Origin of the sequence: Streptomyces changanensis, from assembly GCF_024600715.1 — a bacterium.
GTDB classification, from domain to species: Bacteria; Actinomycetota; Actinomycetes; order Streptomycetales; family Streptomycetaceae; genus Streptomyces; species Streptomyces changanensis.
The window spans coordinates 6,536,988-6,551,618 of record NZ_CP102332.1; the positions used below are offsets into that span (position 1 = coordinate 6,536,988).

Annotated in this window: 12 protein-coding genes; 8 read left to right on the top strand and 4 right to left on the bottom strand. The window is 74.7% G+C overall.

Going from position 1 to position 14,631, the window contains the following annotated elements; genetic code table 11:
- Positions 1-123 precede the first annotated feature (123 nt).
- Together NRO40_RS28700 and NRO40_RS28705 are read left to right on the top strand one after the other, a co-directional pair.
- The gene (locus NRO40_RS28700) at positions 124-858 is read left to right on the top strand and encodes a PepSY domain-containing protein (RefSeq protein WP_058941986.1); all 735 of its coding nucleotides are present in this window, start codon (positions 124-126) and stop codon (positions 856-858) included.
- Between the two features lie 319 nt (positions 859-1,177).
- Positions 1,178-1,636, top strand: coding sequence for an Imm63 family immunity protein (locus tag NRO40_RS28705; protein WP_058941985.1), 459 nt, complete (start codon positions 1,178-1,180; stop codon positions 1,634-1,636).
- A 296-nt stretch (positions 1,637-1,932) separates the two neighbouring features.
- On the opposite strand, the gene NRO40_RS28710 is transcribed toward NRO40_RS28705, so the two are convergent.
- The 3 genes from NRO40_RS28710 to NRO40_RS28720 all read right to left on the bottom strand — a co-directional run bounded on the left by NRO40_RS28710 (position 1,933) and on the right by NRO40_RS28720 (position 5,241).
- Positions 1,933-2,706 (bottom strand): alpha/beta fold hydrolase, encoded by a 774-nt coding sequence (locus NRO40_RS28710; protein ID WP_058941984.1) that lies wholly within the window; start codon positions 2,704-2,706, stop codon positions 1,933-1,935.
- A gap of 119 nt (positions 2,707-2,825) precedes the next feature.
- Positions 2,826-4,757, bottom strand: coding sequence for a protein-arginine deiminase domain-containing protein (locus NRO40_RS28715; protein ID WP_058941983.1), 1,932 nt, complete (start codon positions 4,755-4,757; stop codon positions 2,826-2,828).
- Positions 4,758-5,046: 289 nt separating this feature from the next.
- Positions 5,047-5,241: a hypothetical protein gene (locus NRO40_RS28720; RefSeq protein ID WP_058941982.1), complete on the bottom strand. Its 195-nt coding sequence runs from the start codon at positions 5,239-5,241 to the stop codon at positions 5,047-5,049.
- A 300-nt stretch (positions 5,242-5,541) separates the two neighbouring features.
- Here NRO40_RS28720 and NRO40_RS28725 point away from each other — a divergent pair, with 300 nt between their 5' ends.
- From NRO40_RS28725 to NRO40_RS28740, 4 genes are all read left to right on the top strand, one after another.
- Positions 5,542-5,757, top strand: a complete 216-nt coding sequence (locus NRO40_RS28725; RefSeq protein WP_058941981.1) for a hypothetical protein — start codon at positions 5,542-5,544, stop codon at positions 5,755-5,757.
- Positions 5,758-6,323: 566 nt separating this feature from the next.
- Positions 6,324-6,515, top strand: coding sequence for a hypothetical protein (locus NRO40_RS28730; RefSeq protein WP_058941980.1), 192 nt, complete (start codon positions 6,324-6,326; stop codon positions 6,513-6,515).
- Between the two features lie 238 nt (positions 6,516-6,753).
- Positions 6,754-7,563, top strand: a complete 810-nt coding sequence (locus NRO40_RS28735; RefSeq protein ID WP_198549322.1) for a methanogen output domain 1-containing protein — start codon at positions 6,754-6,756, stop codon at positions 7,561-7,563.
- Between the two features lies 1 nt (position 7,564).
- Complete coding sequence (locus NRO40_RS28740) at positions 7,565-9,181, top strand: PP2C family protein-serine/threonine phosphatase (RefSeq protein ID WP_058941979.1); 1,617 nt, start codon at positions 7,565-7,567, stop codon at positions 9,179-9,181.
- A 57-nt stretch (positions 9,182-9,238) separates the two neighbouring features.
- Here the strand turns inward: NRO40_RS28740 and NRO40_RS28745 are convergent, their stop codons facing one another.
- On the bottom strand, positions 9,239-11,221 hold the full coding sequence (locus NRO40_RS28745) for an outer membrane protein assembly factor BamB family protein (protein ID WP_198549321.1): 1,983 nt from the start codon (positions 11,219-11,221) through the stop codon (positions 9,239-9,241).
- A 241-nt stretch (positions 11,222-11,462) separates the two neighbouring features.
- Between NRO40_RS28745 and NRO40_RS28750 the strand changes: the two genes are divergently transcribed.
- Together NRO40_RS28750 and NRO40_RS28755 are read left to right on the top strand one after the other, a co-directional pair.
- Entirely contained in the window at positions 11,463-11,858 is a 396-nt protein-coding gene (locus NRO40_RS28750; RefSeq protein ID WP_058941977.1) for an antibiotic biosynthesis monooxygenase family protein, read from the top strand.
- Between the two features lie 388 nt (positions 11,859-12,246).
- Positions 12,247-14,478, top strand: coding sequence for a SpoIIE family protein phosphatase (locus NRO40_RS28755; RefSeq protein WP_058942009.1), 2,232 nt, complete (start codon positions 12,247-12,249; stop codon positions 14,476-14,478).
- The last annotated feature ends 153 nt before the right edge of the window (positions 14,479-14,631 follow it).

Here is a 14,631-nt window from a genome sequence, read left to right on the forward strand (position 1 = left end):
GTCGCAGAGCGGAGCTGAAGAACCCTTCAGGTGGCTTCAGGCTGCCTTCAGCGTGCGGCGGTCAGGGTGGACCACGTCATCGGCGAACGGCACGAACCGTGTCGGTACGGAGGAGGAACACCCATGAAGCGCAATCTCGTCATCGCCACGCTGACGGCGGCCGCCCTGGTCGGCGGCGGTACGTACACGGCGGTGGCCGCGGCCACCGGCGACGCGACGCCGTCCCTGCGGACGGCGGCGGCCGTGGTGGACGACCACGTCGGTGACGGAGCCGACGACGCCGACGAGGACAGGGCGGAGGACCGGGCCGACCGCGACGACGACGCCGCCGACGGCAAGGCGGACGACAAGGCGGACGACAAGGCGGACGGCGAGACGGACGACGAGGCCGACCGCGACGGCGACCGGGTGGCCCCGGCGGGTCCCGTCACCGCCGCCCAGGCCATCGCCGCCGCGCTGAAGTCCACGCCCGGCGTGGTCGCCTCGGTCGAGCCCGCCGACGACGGGACCCACTGGGACGTCGAGGTACTGGGCAAGGACGACCGCGAGCACGACCTGCGGGTGGACGCCGCGAAGGCCACCGTGACGCCCGACGACGACCGGTTCGACGACCGCTCCGACGACCGGGGTGACCGGGACGACGACCGTGCCGAGCGTGCCGCGCTGCGCTCGGCGGGGGTGAACGCCGCCCAGGCGACGGCCGAGGCCCTCAGGGCCTACGCCGGTGCCACGGTGACCGGTGTCGACTTCGACGACGACGGCACCTGGGACATCGAGCTCCGCACCGCCGACGGCGCCGGGAAGGAGACGCGGGTCGACGCCGGGACGGCCCCGGCGGGCCGGGGCAAGGCGGCCTGATCGACGGACTTCCCGCGCCCGGCCGACGCGGACGACGACGCGTCCGGCTCGGACGCCTGACGACGGAGGCCCGTTGCCCGACGTCCGACGACGCACGACGCACGACGCACGACGGGCACGCGCCCGGCCGGACCGCACCCCCTCCGCGGCCCGACCGGGCGCCTCGCCGTACCGCGCACTCCGTGCCGCCGTACCGCCACAGCCGGGCGCGGCCGAGGTTGCGGCCCGGCCGCGGTCCGGGGAAGGCTGGCCGCGACCCGCCCGTCGGTACGGACACGGCCTGCGCGCACGCGGCGGGGGAGCGGCGAGGTGGACGGACATGACCGACGAGGAGCGGGCGGCGACCCGCGGGTACCTGGAGGACGAGATGGTCCGGCTGGGCCGGCTTGCCGGCATCGCGCCCGGCAGACTGCCGGGCTTCACGCCCCGCGACGGGGCCTACCCGTTCATCGAGGTCGGCGCCGACGGCGAGCTGCGCTACCTCGCCTACGAGCGCGGTCGGAAGGTCCTGGAACGCGTCACCCACGACCCCGAGGACGTGCTCTACTGGGCCTTCCAGGACGCCACCTTCGAGGCCGCCGGCGTGTGGGCCCGGAGCCGGCCGCAGGACGGGGAGCCCTTCCGCGTGACGCTCTGGCGGCGCCAGTTCGCCCTGCTGCACACCCTGCGTCCCGCCTGGGCACGCCGCCGGAGGGCCGACCTGATCGCCTCGTTCCGCGACCCGGACGACGTCCGTCTCGTACCCGAACTGCCCCCGACCGCCCCTCCGAGGTCTTAGACGCCCTGTCGTCCGGCGAGGGGGAGTCCTCCCGGTGGGGATGCGGCACCCGGGTGCGGTGCCCGCACTCCTGGAGCTCGCGGGAACGTCGACCACTCGCCTTGAAGCGGCGGTTTGCCGATCCGCTTCCCTGGGGGTGGTGATGCAGCCACGGCATCGAATGCCCGTGTCACCGCCCCATCATGATTCGGCCACCCCCCTTCCACGCCCGGCACATCCGCACACCCGGTGGACGCGTCAGCCCCGCATACCCGGTGGACGCGTCAGACCCGCGCGCCCCGGTGGACGCGTACGCCTCAGTGGTGGACCGGCACCGCCGCGCGGAGGAAGTCGGTCAGCAGCGTGCCGACCTCCGCCGGGCGCTCCAGGCCCGGCAGGTGGCCGGCCCAGGGGAGTTCCATGTGGCGGGCGCCGGGGACGCGCTCGGCCACGCTCCGCGCGATCTCCCGGAAGTCCGCCAGGTCATGGGCTCCGGAGACGGCCAGGCACGGCGCCCCGACCAGCGACAGGTCGACCTCACGCCTGTCCGGGGAGAACTCCTCCGCCGCGGCCGACTGCACCTCGAACGCGTGGCGCTGCATGGCCCGCACCCGCCCCCGGACGTCGTCGTCCGCCTCCGGCCCGAGCCACGTCGCCACGTTGAGCTCCACGGCCCCGGCGAGGTCACCGGCCTCGAACAGGGCCTCCTCGCGCTCGTCGAAGGCGAGCAGTTCCGCTCCCGGTTCGTGGCCGGGCAGGGCGGAGCAGAGCAGCACCAGCGCCGACACCGCGTCGCGGCGGTGCGCGGCGACCTCCAGGGCGACCTTCCCGCCGTACGACGCCCCGACCAGCGCGGCCCGTTCGACCCCCAAGTGGTCCAGCAGCACTTCGACGTCCGCCGCGTCGCCGTAGGGGCCGTCGGCGACGGGGGAGTCACCGAAGCCGCGGAAGTCGCACCGAACCACCCGGTAGCCGGCGTCGGTCAGCACCGGCACCTGCGGGTCCCACATGCGCCGGTCGCACACCGAGGAGTGCAGCAGGACGACGACGGGACCGGGGCCTTGACCTGAGACATCATGGGAAAGAGGCATCCGGCGGACTGTAGCCGAGGTCCCGTCGGCGCCCCACCCCTCTCCGGTGGAACCGGGTGACCGGGTGAGGGCCGTGCGGCCCTCACCCGGTCACCCGACCGAGGCGCGCACCTTCCCGGTCAGCGCCTCCACCAGGCGTCGGCGGTGCTGCGCAGCGTGTTGGTGCCGCAGTGCACCTCGCCCATGCCGAGGTGGTAGGTGTACCAGTCGTCGATGTACGACACCCGCATGCCCGCCGTCGTGTAGGCGGCGGTCACCGCGTCGGTGAAGACGTCCTTGCCGCCGATGACCGGGCCCCACTGGCGCGGTGCCAGGTAGCGGTCCCGGGCGAGCAGGATGCCGTTGACGGCGCCGGGCACGTACGCGCTGGTCATGACGGTCTCCGCGGTACCGGCGCGGTCCGTGCGGCGCGTCAGCTCCCGCTGCTGTCCGTACTCGCTGACCGCCTCGGGCACCTGGCCGGCGCCCAGCCGCGTCAGCCGCGGGACCCGGTCCCCGCGCTCGGCCTCCTCGGTGCCGCGCGTGTACAGGGCCGGCACGCGCACGACCTCGGCGTCCGTCACACCCGTCTCGCGCTGCAGGACCGCGAGGTTGGCCCTGATCCGCTGGGCGGCCATGGTGTTGTCCGCGACGAGCCACCGGGAGGCCAGGGCCTGGTCGATGGTCTCCTTGGGCGCGGGCGTGTCCTTCGTCCCCGGCACCGAGAACATCCGCACCTTGCCGTGCCCGGCCTTCTGCGCGTCACGCAGCAGCCTCAGCCCCGCCTCGGGGTCGGCGATGCCGATCTTCCACCCGCGCGGGGTGTCGGCGGGCAGGAACTGCACGAACTCGTCGACGTGGCCGACGTGCAGCCACGAGGTGTCCAGCAGCAGCGGGTCCTGCATGCCCTGGGAGGCCAGCAGCGTCCGCATGGCCTGCGCGGGCTTGGAGCCGTAGTCCTTGCGCTCGCCCATGATGATGCGCCCGGCGGGGAAGGAACGACCGCCGTGGGTGTACGGCGGGACGGTCTCGAGGTTCCCCATGGAGTTGAGGGTCCACTCCTCGGACTCGCGGACCCCGGTCACCTGCACCACACCGACGCCCCGGCCGCGCAGCTTCTCGAACAGCTCGCGGCCCGACTCCCGGTCCGGCTGCGCCGAGCGCAGCATGACGCGGATGACCTGCCGCCGGCCGTCGACGGCGGGCATGCTCACGTACCCGGGTTCGACGAAGTCCTGCGCCCACACGTCCTGGTACTTGTCGAACGTGAGGAGCGGCGGGGTGATCCCGGCGGACTTCACCTCCTGGGCCAGGCCGGCGACGAACGCCTGCTGGCGGCGCGCGTAGTCGTCCTTGCCGGGCACCTTGGTCACCATCAACTGCTGGGCGGCCTGGAGGTGGTGGTGGGTCAGCAGCGGCGCGACGCGCAGGGTGACGTCGTCGGTCGTGGTCCGCCCGCCGGGCACCGTCACCGTCAGGCGGAGCACGGCGCGCCCGCCCCACGCCTTCGCGTCGCGGACGACGTCGGTGGCCTCCACGCCGAACTCCACCCCGGCGCGCAGCTCGGCGGCGGTCAGCCGGGTCTTGCCGGTGACGAGGATCCACCCGGAGGCCCGCTTGACGAAGACCCGGGTGTTCTTGGCGCCGGCCCGGAGGGTCAGGGTGCCGGTCGCGGTCGCGGGGAGGTTCGCCATGGGTACGGAGCGGACCCGCGCCAGGTCGGTGGCGTCGGCACCGCCGTTGACGACCGCGTCGGCCGCGTCGTTGCAGGCGGCGAGCGCGGCGTCGGACAGGGGCCGGCCACCGGGGCCGGCGGTGGGGCAGCGCTTGGTGTCGTCGTCGATGTTGGGGAGGAACACGGCGCCGCGGTCGGCGGTCCACCCGTCCTCGCCGGCCGTGTCGGTCGTCCCGGTGACGTCGACGCGGCCGTCCCGGTCCACGTCCGCCCGCAGGTCCACCGGGGGCGGAACCGGTGCGGCGAAAGCCGGTGTCGTGGGCGCCAGTACGGCGCCTATCGCGGTCAGGGCGAGGGTCACTCGTCTCGCGTTGCTCGTAACCACCGTGCGTCCCATCGTGAAAGTGGCGGTCTGACGACCAACAAGAGTCGATGGGGACGCGTCGCGTTGCCTGTGCCGCGGTTTTCGCCGACCGTTGGCCGGTTGGCGAGGGGTGGTGCCGCGGGTGCGCGGGCGGTCCGGGCCGTTCGGGCGGTCCGGCCGTTCGGGCGGTCAGGGCGGTCCGGTCCTTTCGGGCAGTCGGGCGGTCAGGCATTCGGCCGGTGCACCGTGGCCGGTGGGGCGCGGGGGGCGCCACCGGTCACTTTCCGTGCCCCCGGCGTCCGTGGCCGGGGGCACGCCCGGGTCAGGCGGCCCGGAGCTCACACCTGCGGTAGACGCGGATGCGGCCGTGCACGGTCACCGGCGGCAGGTCCGCGAACGTCAGGCACCGGGCCCGCTGGCCCAGGCTCACCGCTCGTATGTCGATGACGGGCCGCCCCACGTGGTCGGAGAAGGGGACGACGTCCCCCAGGCGCAGTTCCCACGGGTGCACGTCCACCGCCACCGTGTTCACGGGCGGGCGCGGCAGCCCCGCGCTGAGGGCGGGGGCCTCCCAGAAGGGCGATTCGTTTCTGCTTTGAACGATCCATGAGGGTCTCACCCCGCAGGACTACCCACCGCGCCACGCGAAGGCGCCCCGTGGAACGTGACGGGAGGTGTGCGCCCCGGGCGCGCGGGCATCGACCACGCGCCCACCCCCGACACCGTTTCGGTCACAAGACCTTCACAGACTTGCGGCCATGGTCGCGAGGACCCCGGCAACCCGGACTACACCACCCATTTCCTTCCGGGAGACGCCGTGTTCGTCCTTGGCATTCTGCTGCCGCCCTTCCTCCTCCTCGCCGTCGTGCTGCTCGGTCGGTACGAGGACCGCATCCTCGCTCCGCCGGACCCGTCGGCGCGGCCGGCACCGCCCGCCCAGCCGCGGCACGCCCGCCGCGGTCACCTGCGCCTCGTCCACTCGCGGGAGCCGGGCGCGGCACGGTCCCGCGGTCACGGCCGTCACGCCGCCTGACCCGGGCAGGCGTCCGTCAGGGGTTCCCCGCGGACGACCGCCCGCCGGCCGCCGTCGCGCCGCCCCACCCCGAGTGCCCCCTCCCCACGACCGCGAGCAGGTCCCCCTTCTCGCGGCCGTGAGGAGGGGGCACCGCTGCGTCACGCCCCGCCGCCCCGCCGCACCACGTGGCAGAGCACCATGAACCCGTGGACGTCCTCGGGCCGGTGCGATCCGCCTTCCTTCCCGCACCCGATGACCCGGCTGCTGCTGACGGGCCCACGGTGGACTAGGTCCGGGAACGCCTCGTCCGGGACGAGCGGGCGGCCGGCCTCGGCCTCCGGGAGGAACTCGGCGGCGGCGACCCGTCCCGCCCGCCGTCCGGCAGTCCCCGTCCGCCGCCGGGTCGATGCGGCTGGAGCGGAATGGCGTGGTGCTCCCGGTGGTGGTACGAGGCCAGACACGGTGCCATCCGGCCTACCTTACGCTCCGGCCGGCGAGGGCCGGCGTCGGGCCCCCCTGCCAGGCTCCGGTGCTCTGCGGCCGATGCGGGGCATCGGCCACCGACTCCCGGCGGCGGGCCGGGCGTGGACATCGCCGGTCTCCGGGTGGGTCACGCGCCGTTCCTCGCCCCCGGCGGACGCGGCACCGTACGGCTCACCCGGCTCGGCCCCGCGCGGTGGTGGCACGTGCGGCCCGGCCGGCTCGTCACCCCGTACCAGGGCCGGTCGGCGGCCGGGACGGCGGTCATCCCGGAAGTGCACTCCCAGCACGGCTGATTTACCGCTCCGGCCCCATCCGCCGCACGCGGACCAGGGCTCCGCCGTCGGCCTCCCGCGGTGGTGGAGGCGGTGGGAACGGGCGCCGTCCGAGGCGCCGCGGGGCGTCGACACCGGACCGGCGGGAGGCATTGTCCCATGTCCGGACGGTCGTGTAAGCGAGGGTCAACAACCTGTGATCGGCGTCCTATGCTCGGAGGAACGGGGTCACGAACGCCGGGCGACCGCGCCCGGAGTCGTGCACGCGCCGGCAGGCCGCACGGTGCTCCACTGCGTACGGAAGGGGGCGGCCCTGAAGTCGGCGAACGAACTCGACGTCGCGTTGGACCGCGACGTGTTCATGCGTGGCCTCATCCGGGAACTGGCCAGTTCCCTGGAGTCCGTGGTCGGGCTCGAGGAGGCGTCGGGCTACATCAGCCTGGTCGGCCAGTCGGTCGGTTCGCAGATCAACGAGGCGTACACCAGGGCCCTGGAGGCGCCGCGGCTCACCCGTGAGCAGGTGGCCGACGTGCTGGTCGACCTCAAACTGCGCATCAAGGGGGACTTCTTCGTCATCTCCCAGGACGACGAGAGGATCGTCCTCGGCAGCCGCAGCTGCCCCTTCGCGGAGAAGGTGCTCGGTCGCGAGTCCATGTGCATGATGACGTCCAACGTCTTCGGCACCATCGCCGCGCAGAACCTCGGTTACGCGCGGGTCGAGCTGGAGGAGACCATCGCCCGCGGCAGCTCCGGCTGCCGCGTGGTCGTGCACCTGCGTCCCGACCTCGACGTGCTGGACGAGCCCGGCCGCGAGTACTTCGGCGACGCGCGGACGCCCACGGCGGACGGCGACGCCGGGATGGCCGGGGTGCCTGGGGCGGCCGGGGTGGCCGGGACGTCCGAAACCACTGGGACCACCGGGACGCCTGGGGCGGCTGGGACGGCCGGTGGGCCCGGGGCGTCCAGTGCGGCGGCACACGCGACCGGTGACCCGGGAGCGACGAGTGAGCCCGGTGCACCGGGAACGACCGGCACCGGCGGGGCCGCCCCCACGACGACGGGCGGATGAGATGGACCTGTCGGTCTTCCACGCCGTCGCCCGGCCCCTGCCCCACGCCGTCATGGTGTGCACCGCCTCGGGACGGATCCTCGCCGCCAACGCCGCGACCCACCGCACGGTCGACGGCATGCGCCCCGGAGCACAGCTGCTGGAGCTGGTGACCGACGCCGACGAGGTGGCCGGGCGGCTCCGGCAGTGGCTGCGCAGCGGCTCCCCGCTGCCCGGTGTCATGACGGTGCGCGACGGCAAGGGCCCGCCCGTGCGCCTGCGGTGCCACGGCGCCCGCGCCGCCTGGTGGCGCGGCGAGGAACCAGCGGTCCAGATCCACCTGGTGCGCCTCGACGTCAGCGACCGGTTCGTGGCCCTCAGCCAACGGGTCAGCCTCATGGACCGGCAACTGGCCTACCGGCACGCGATCGCCGAGGAGCGGGACCGGCTGCTGCGCACCGAGACCGCGGCGCGCGCCCGCATGCAGCGCCTGTACCGGCTCACCGCCGCACTCGCGGCCAGCGGGAACCTCACCGACGTCTGCGACGCGGTCCACCGGTGCGCACCGGCCGCGCTCGACGCGGTGGAGGTGACCCTGGAGCTCCACGTGCGGCGTGTCGTGCCGTCCCTGGGGCCCACCGATACCCTCCCGAACCCGGCGACGCCCTGGATCGACCTCGACGAGCGGTCCGGCGCTTCGCCGCGCGCACCGTTGCCCGCGACGGCACGGCGCGTCCCCCTGGAGACGGAGGGCATCCACCTGGGGAGCCTCGCCGTCCACTACGCGCCCGACGCCGAACCCGACGTCGAGCACAGCGTCGCGATCGCCCAGCAGGTCGCCCAGGCCGTCCGCCGCGCGGGCCTCTTCGAGCACGAGCACCGCCTCGCCGAGCGGCTCCAGCGCAGCCTCCTGCCCCGCCTGCCGCACGTTCCCGACCTCGATATCGCCAGCGGCTACGCCCCCGGCACGCACATGGTCGACGTCGGCGGGGACTGGTACGACGTCCACCTCCTCGACGACGACACCGTCGGCTTCACCATCGGCGACGTCGCCGGCCACGGCATCGCCGAAGCCACCGCGATGGCGCAGATCAACACCGTGCTGCGCAGCATCGCCCGCCGCCACGGCGAACACCCGCCGACGATCATGGCGGAGCTCAACGACTTCCTCGGCACCTACCACGAGGGCCGCATGGCGACCGCCTGCTACGCCGCCTACCACCGTCCCACCCGTACCCTGCGCTACACCAAGGCGGGCCATCCGCCGCCCCTGCTGATCGGCGCGGACGGCACCACGCGGTACCTGGAGGGGGCGCTGGCCCCGCCGCTCGGCCCCGTGCCGTACACGGAGTACCCGCAGGCCGAGATCACCATTCCGGCCGACGCCACGCTGCTCTTCTATACCGACGGCCTCATCGAACGGCGCGGCGAGAGCCTCGACGTGGGGCTCGAACGCCTCGCCCGGGCCGCCCGCACGACCGCCGGTCTCGACGCCCGGGGCACCTGCGACCTCCTCCTCCACCAGCAGCACGACTCGGACATGCCCGACGACCGGGCGCTGCTGACCGTCCGCTTCCCGTCCGGCATCCCCGTCCCGCCCGGCATCCCCGTCCCGCCCGGTCCGCCCGGTCCGGCGTGAGGCGGGGGCCGGGAGGGCCACCGCGGGGCCGCGCGGACGCGGCCCCGCACCGCACGCTCAGGAGGTGAGCAGGGGCGGCGCGCACGCCGGGTCGAGGCGAAGGCGCGCGAGCTGGCGGCCGACGAGCGTCCAGGCGTGCCAGCCGGCCGGTTCGAAGGCCAGCTGCGGGTCGGTGTGCCACTCGTCGCCGAGCCCCGTCGCGAGCTTCCGGGGCTCCGCGAGGCCGGGGCCCAGCAGGAAGACGTTCCCGCCGCCGAAGTACGTCGAGGCGACCACCTGGCCCTGGTGGACCTCGATCTCGCCGTAGCCGGACAGCGTGCCGTGGCGCAGCACCTGACGAGTCCTCAGATCCAGGACGAACCAGCCGGCGTTGCGCTTGAGGACCCCGTACAGCAGGCCGTCGTGGACCTTGACGTCCTGCAGCGTCCGGTTGTCCGGCAGCGGCTCGGTCTCCCAGAGCACCTTCTCGGTGGCCAGGTCGAAGGCGGCGACGGCGGCCGTGCTCCGGGTGGAGACGGCCGTACCGCCGCCGAGGACGTCACCGCCGACGTACACGACGCCGTTCGGGCCCGCGCTCAGCGTGGTCAGCCCCTGGTCGCGGATGACGTCGACGAACACCTTCATCGTGCGCGCCACGGGGTCGATGACGGTCAGCGCGCCCTTCAGGTTCGGGCCGGGCGGCACGGACGCGACCAGCAGCTTGCCGGTGGTGGGGTCGTACTCCATGTCCCAGGGGCGCTGCTGCCCGTGTCCCAGTGCGCCGAGGGACCGCACCCGGTCGCCGTCGCGCGGGTCGATCTCCAGGATCTCGCCGCTGGGGTACAGGGCCGCGTAGACCCGGTCGCCGACGCGGGCCATGGCCTTCGGCTCGCCCGGCACCCAGATGCCGCGCGACGTGCGGGCGGCCGGGTCGTGGACGGTGATCCCGAAGTGGCCGCCCACCCACACGGTGCCGTCGGTGTGGAGCAGGATGGAGTGGGGGCGCTCGGCGCCCACGGCGAGGCCGGCCGCGACCAGGTCGGTGTGCGCCGACCTGCCGGTCGTCAGGTCCATCGTCCACACCCCGCCGCTGCCGGCGAAGCCGGTGAGGGTGGTGCCGTCGACGGCGAGGTGCCGGGTCTCGTCCTGCGGCTTGCCGGTGCCCACGAGCGTCGGCGCCGCGTCCCCGGTGCGGTAGGAGAAGACGTGACCGGCGGGACGGGTGGAGATGTACGCGGTGTAGTCCGGCGCCACCCCGATCGAGTCCGCGGAGTTGCTGCCGAGCGACACTTTGCGCACGTCGCTGCCGTCGGTCTTCATGTCGTACAGGGTGGAGCCGCTGCCGGCGCGCAGCCGGGTACGACCGACGGAGACCGTGGAGAACCCGGTGTCGCCCTGTGCCAGCACGCGCACCGCGCCGGTGGACCGGTTGACGGCGAGCAGCTGCTTCGTGTCGAGGAGCCCGGCGTAGACGTTGGTCGCGTCGGCGGCCACGGCGCGCACGTGGTGCTCGCCGGTCGCGAGCGACCAGCTCTTGGCAGCCCCGTCGGCGGGGTCGTACTCCCACACCCGTCCGTCGGGGTTGGTGCCGGCGTAGATCGTTCCGTCCGGTGCCGCGGCGAGGCTCCAGATGGTGCCCCTCGCCCCACCGAGCGTCTTCAGGTACTGCGCCTTGCCCGTCGCCGGGTCGAAGCGGTAGAGGAGCGGCGCCGGGTAGGTGCCGATGTAGATCTTGCCGCCGGAGACGACGGTGGCCCACGCGCCCTCGGGGGCGACGGTGCCCGGCCAGTCGGTGAGGGGCACCTGGCGCACGACCTTCTTCGTCGCGAGGTCGTACTCGGCCAGAATGGGCGGGGTCTGACCGCGCGTCACCACGTAGCCGCGCCCCTCGTGCACGACGGCGCCGACTATCGCCCCGGAGACCGAGGCCGCGCCGAAGCGTTCCACCCCCGTTCCGGCGCAGTCGGCGGCGGCTGCCGCGTGCGCGGGCGCCATCGGCGACACGACCGCGAGCAGTGCCGCGAGGAACGGCACGAGCCAGCGGAGTTTCCGAGGTTTCACAGGTCCTCCAGGAGAAGTCGTCAGGGAGGGGCGCCGGCGCCGGGGGCGGACGTACGGCCGCGGACCCGGGGCCGGTGGCGCTGCCACACCGTCACCCCCACCCCATTGTGGCGATCATGCTGGGGACCAGCCCCCGTCGCCCCGTCGCCCCCCCCGTACGCCGACGCGGGGAACGGGCGGGCTGCGACGGGCCGTTCGGGGTCTCGGACACGGTGGTACGGGGCGGCTATAGAGTCGACCCATGGCCTTAGACAACCCGTCGGTGACCGCGCCGGGAACTTCCGTCACGTTCATCAACGTCTTCGAGATAACAGCCGAGCACCTCGATGCCTTCGTCGCCCGCTGGGAGGAACGGGCGGCGCTCATGAGTGCCAAGCCAGGGTTCCTCGACTCCCGCCTCCACCGGGCGCGTTCGTCGGAGAACCGCTTCCAACTGGTCAACGTGGCGCACTGGGAGAGTCAGGAGGCGTGGGAGGCGGCCACCGCCGACACGCTCTTCAGGGAGCGCACCGAAGCCGCGCGTGACGACGCGACGACCCCCATCACGTCGAGCGCGGGCCTGTACGACGTCGCCGTCGAGTTCCGCGCCGTCACGTCACCACCGGACGACCGGACCGATACGACGGGTACGGCCTGACCGACCCCTGACCGACAGGGTCCGATCCGGCCGGCGCGACCCGATCGTCGCTCCGCGCGGACGGGGGCGCCGCCGTGGGGGAGTGGTGGCGTCGCGGCGGGGCGACGGTCGGGCGGTGACAGGACCGGGGCGCGGCCCGTCACCACCCGGCCGTCGACCGTCGACCGCCGGCTGGGCGCTGGGGCGGGGCCACGGGTGGGCGACGCTACGCAGAGCCCGTGCGATGAGCGTATTGTCCTGGTATGGGTGACGGGTGCGCCGCCCGGTCCGGGAACGTCCCCGCCGGGTTCGGCACGGGTCGCCGGGATGCCACTGCGCCCCGGCCGGCCGCGAGGCCCGCCGGGCGCCACCACGTGCCGGCCCCCCGCCCGAGCCGCAGGGGGCCGTGGTGACCCCGCGCGGTGAGGAGTCCGTCGGCACCGGCCGGCTCGACACGGCGCTCGCCGACACCGTACGGCGCACCGGCGCCTCCGCCGGGGGCGTCTATCTCCTCGACGAGCCGGCCCAGGCGCTGCACCTGGCGGTGATGTGCGGCGTACCCGCGGAGGTGGCGCTGCCGTGGAGCCGGATGGCCGTAGCCGCCCCGTTCCCCGTCACCGACGCCGTTCGGGAGGACCGCCTGGTCTGGGTGGCCTCCCAGGACGACATGGCCCGCGCCTACCCCCGCGCTGCCGCGGGCCTGCCGTACCGGTTCGCGCTGGCGGCGGCCCCGCTGCCCGGCCGGGCCCGCTGCTGGGGCGCCCTGCTCCTGCTGTGGCCGGCGAGCCACCCGGAGGCCGCCACGCGCCGCGAGCAGGGGCACATCACCGCCGCCGCCCGGCGCATCGCCCACACCCTCGACCAGGCACCCGTCCCGGCCGCCGCGCCCACCCGCCCCCGCCTCATCCCGGTCACCGCCGACCGCGCGGCCGACCCGTCGCACCACGCCGCCGCCGACTACGTCGAACGCCTACCGGAAGGGGCCGTGGCGCTCGACCTGGAGGGGAGGATCACCTTCCTCGACTCGACCGCCGCGGCGCTCCTCGGCCGCGAGGCCGACCGCCTGCGGGGCACCCGCCCCTGGCAGTCGCTGCCCTGGCTCGACGCCCCCCTCGCCGAGGACCACTACCGCACCGCCGTGATCAGCCGCGACCCCGTGGCCTTCACCACCCTGCGCCCTCCGGACACGTACCTGCGCTTCGAGCTCCACCCGGACGCGAGCGGCATCAGCGTCCGCATCACCCGCGCCACCCCGCCCGACGGCCCCGGGCCCGCGCCCCCTGGCCCGGCCCCCGCCGGCGGTTACGCGCCGGCGCCGACCGCGCCCGGGACGACTCCGCCCGCACCGTCCACTCCCGCGCCCGCCGGCACCGCCACCCCCGCGCCCCCCGGCGCCGTCCCCGCCGGTGCCGGGGCGCCGGGCGCCGCCCAGGTCGGGCGGCTGTACCAGCTGCTGCACCTGGCGGCCGCCCTGACCGAGACCGTCGCCGTCCGCGACGTCGTCGACCTCGTCGCCCAGCAGATCCTGCCCGCCTTCGACGCCGACGGTCTGGTGCTGTCCGCCGCCGACGCCGGCCGGCTGCGGATCACCGGCCACCACGGCTACGACCCCCAGGTGATCGACCGCCTCGACGGGCTGCCGCTCGACACCGACCTCACCCCGGCCGGGGACGTCCTCGCCACCGGCGTCCCCTCCTTCTTCGCCGACCCCGCGGAGATGGCGCGCGGCTACCCGAGGGCCCCGAAGATCAGCGGCAAGCAGGCGTGGGCCTTCCTCCCGCTCGTCATCTCGGGTCGCCCCGTGGGCTGCTGCATCCTCTCCTACGACCACCCGCGCCCCTTCACCGCCGACGAGCGGGCGGTGCTCACCTCGCTGGCCGGCCTGATCGCCCAAGCCCTGGACCGCGCCCGCCTGTACGACGCCGTGCACGACCTCGCGCACGGCCTCCAGCAGGCGCTGCTCCCGCGGAGCCTGCCCACGGTGGCGGGCCTGCGGATCGCCGCCCGCTACCTCCCGGCGAGCCACGGCATGAACGTCGGCGGCGACTTCTACGACGTCATCCGCATCGACCCCACCACGGTCGCGGCCGTCATCGGCGACGTCCAGGGCCACAACGTCGCCGCGGCGGCGCTCATGGGGCAGGTACGCACGGCCATCCACGCCACCGCCGGCGCCGCGCCTGACCAGGTCCTCGCGCGTACGAACCGCGTCCTCGCCGACCTGGAGACCGACCTGCTGGTGTCCTGCCTCTACATGCACATCGACCTCGCCCGGGGACGGGCCGTCCTGGCGGGCGCGGGCCATCCACCGCCGCTGCTGCACCAGCCGGGCCGGCCGCCGGGACCGCTGCCCCTCGACCCGGCCCCGCTGCTCGGCGTCGACGTCGACCTCTCCTTCGCCGTCACCGACCTGCTGCTCACGCCCGGCACGACGCTCGCCCTCTACACCGACGGGCTGATCGAGGTCCCCGGCGCCGATCCCGACCGCATCACCGCCGACCTCGCCCGGTACCTGGCCGCGCACGCCTCCCAGGACCCCGGCCTCGTCGTGGACGGCCTGATCCGCCACGCCTGGAGGTCGGGCCGGTACACCGACGACATCGCCATGCTCCTGCTCCGGGCGGAACCGCAGACGTCCTGACCGCTCCCGGGGAAAGCGGCGAGCCCCGGCGGACCGGGCGGACCGTGCCCGGCGGGAAGCCGGCGGCGGGCACGGGACGGAAGGTGGCCCCGCCACCGGGACAGGAAGGGGTGGCGGGGCCAGGTGCCCGGAACGGCCGGGGGGGGCCGCGCC

Excerpts from the sequence above, each read along its gene's own strand:
- NRO40_RS28700 (WP_058941986.1), top strand. The coding sequence starts at position 124 with ATGAAGCGCAATCTCGTCATCGCCACGCTGACGGCGGCCGCCCTGGTC.
- NRO40_RS28705 (WP_058941985.1), top strand. The coding sequence starts at position 1,178 with ATGACCGACGAGGAGCGGGCGGCGACCCGCGGGTACCTGGAGGACGAG.
- NRO40_RS28710 (WP_058941984.1), bottom strand. The coding sequence starts at position 2,706 with ATGCCTCTTTCCCATGATGTCTCAGGTCAAGGCCCCGGTCCCGTCGTC.
- NRO40_RS28715 (WP_058941983.1), bottom strand. The coding sequence starts at position 4,757 with ATGGGACGCACGGTGGTTACGAGCAACGCGAGACGAGTGACCCTCGCC.
- NRO40_RS28740 (WP_058941979.1), top strand. The coding sequence starts at position 7,565 with ATGGACCTGTCGGTCTTCCACGCCGTCGCCCGGCCCCTGCCCCACGCC.
- NRO40_RS28750 (WP_058941977.1), top strand. The coding sequence starts at position 11,463 with ATGGCCTTAGACAACCCGTCGGTGACCGCGCCGGGAACTTCCGTCACG.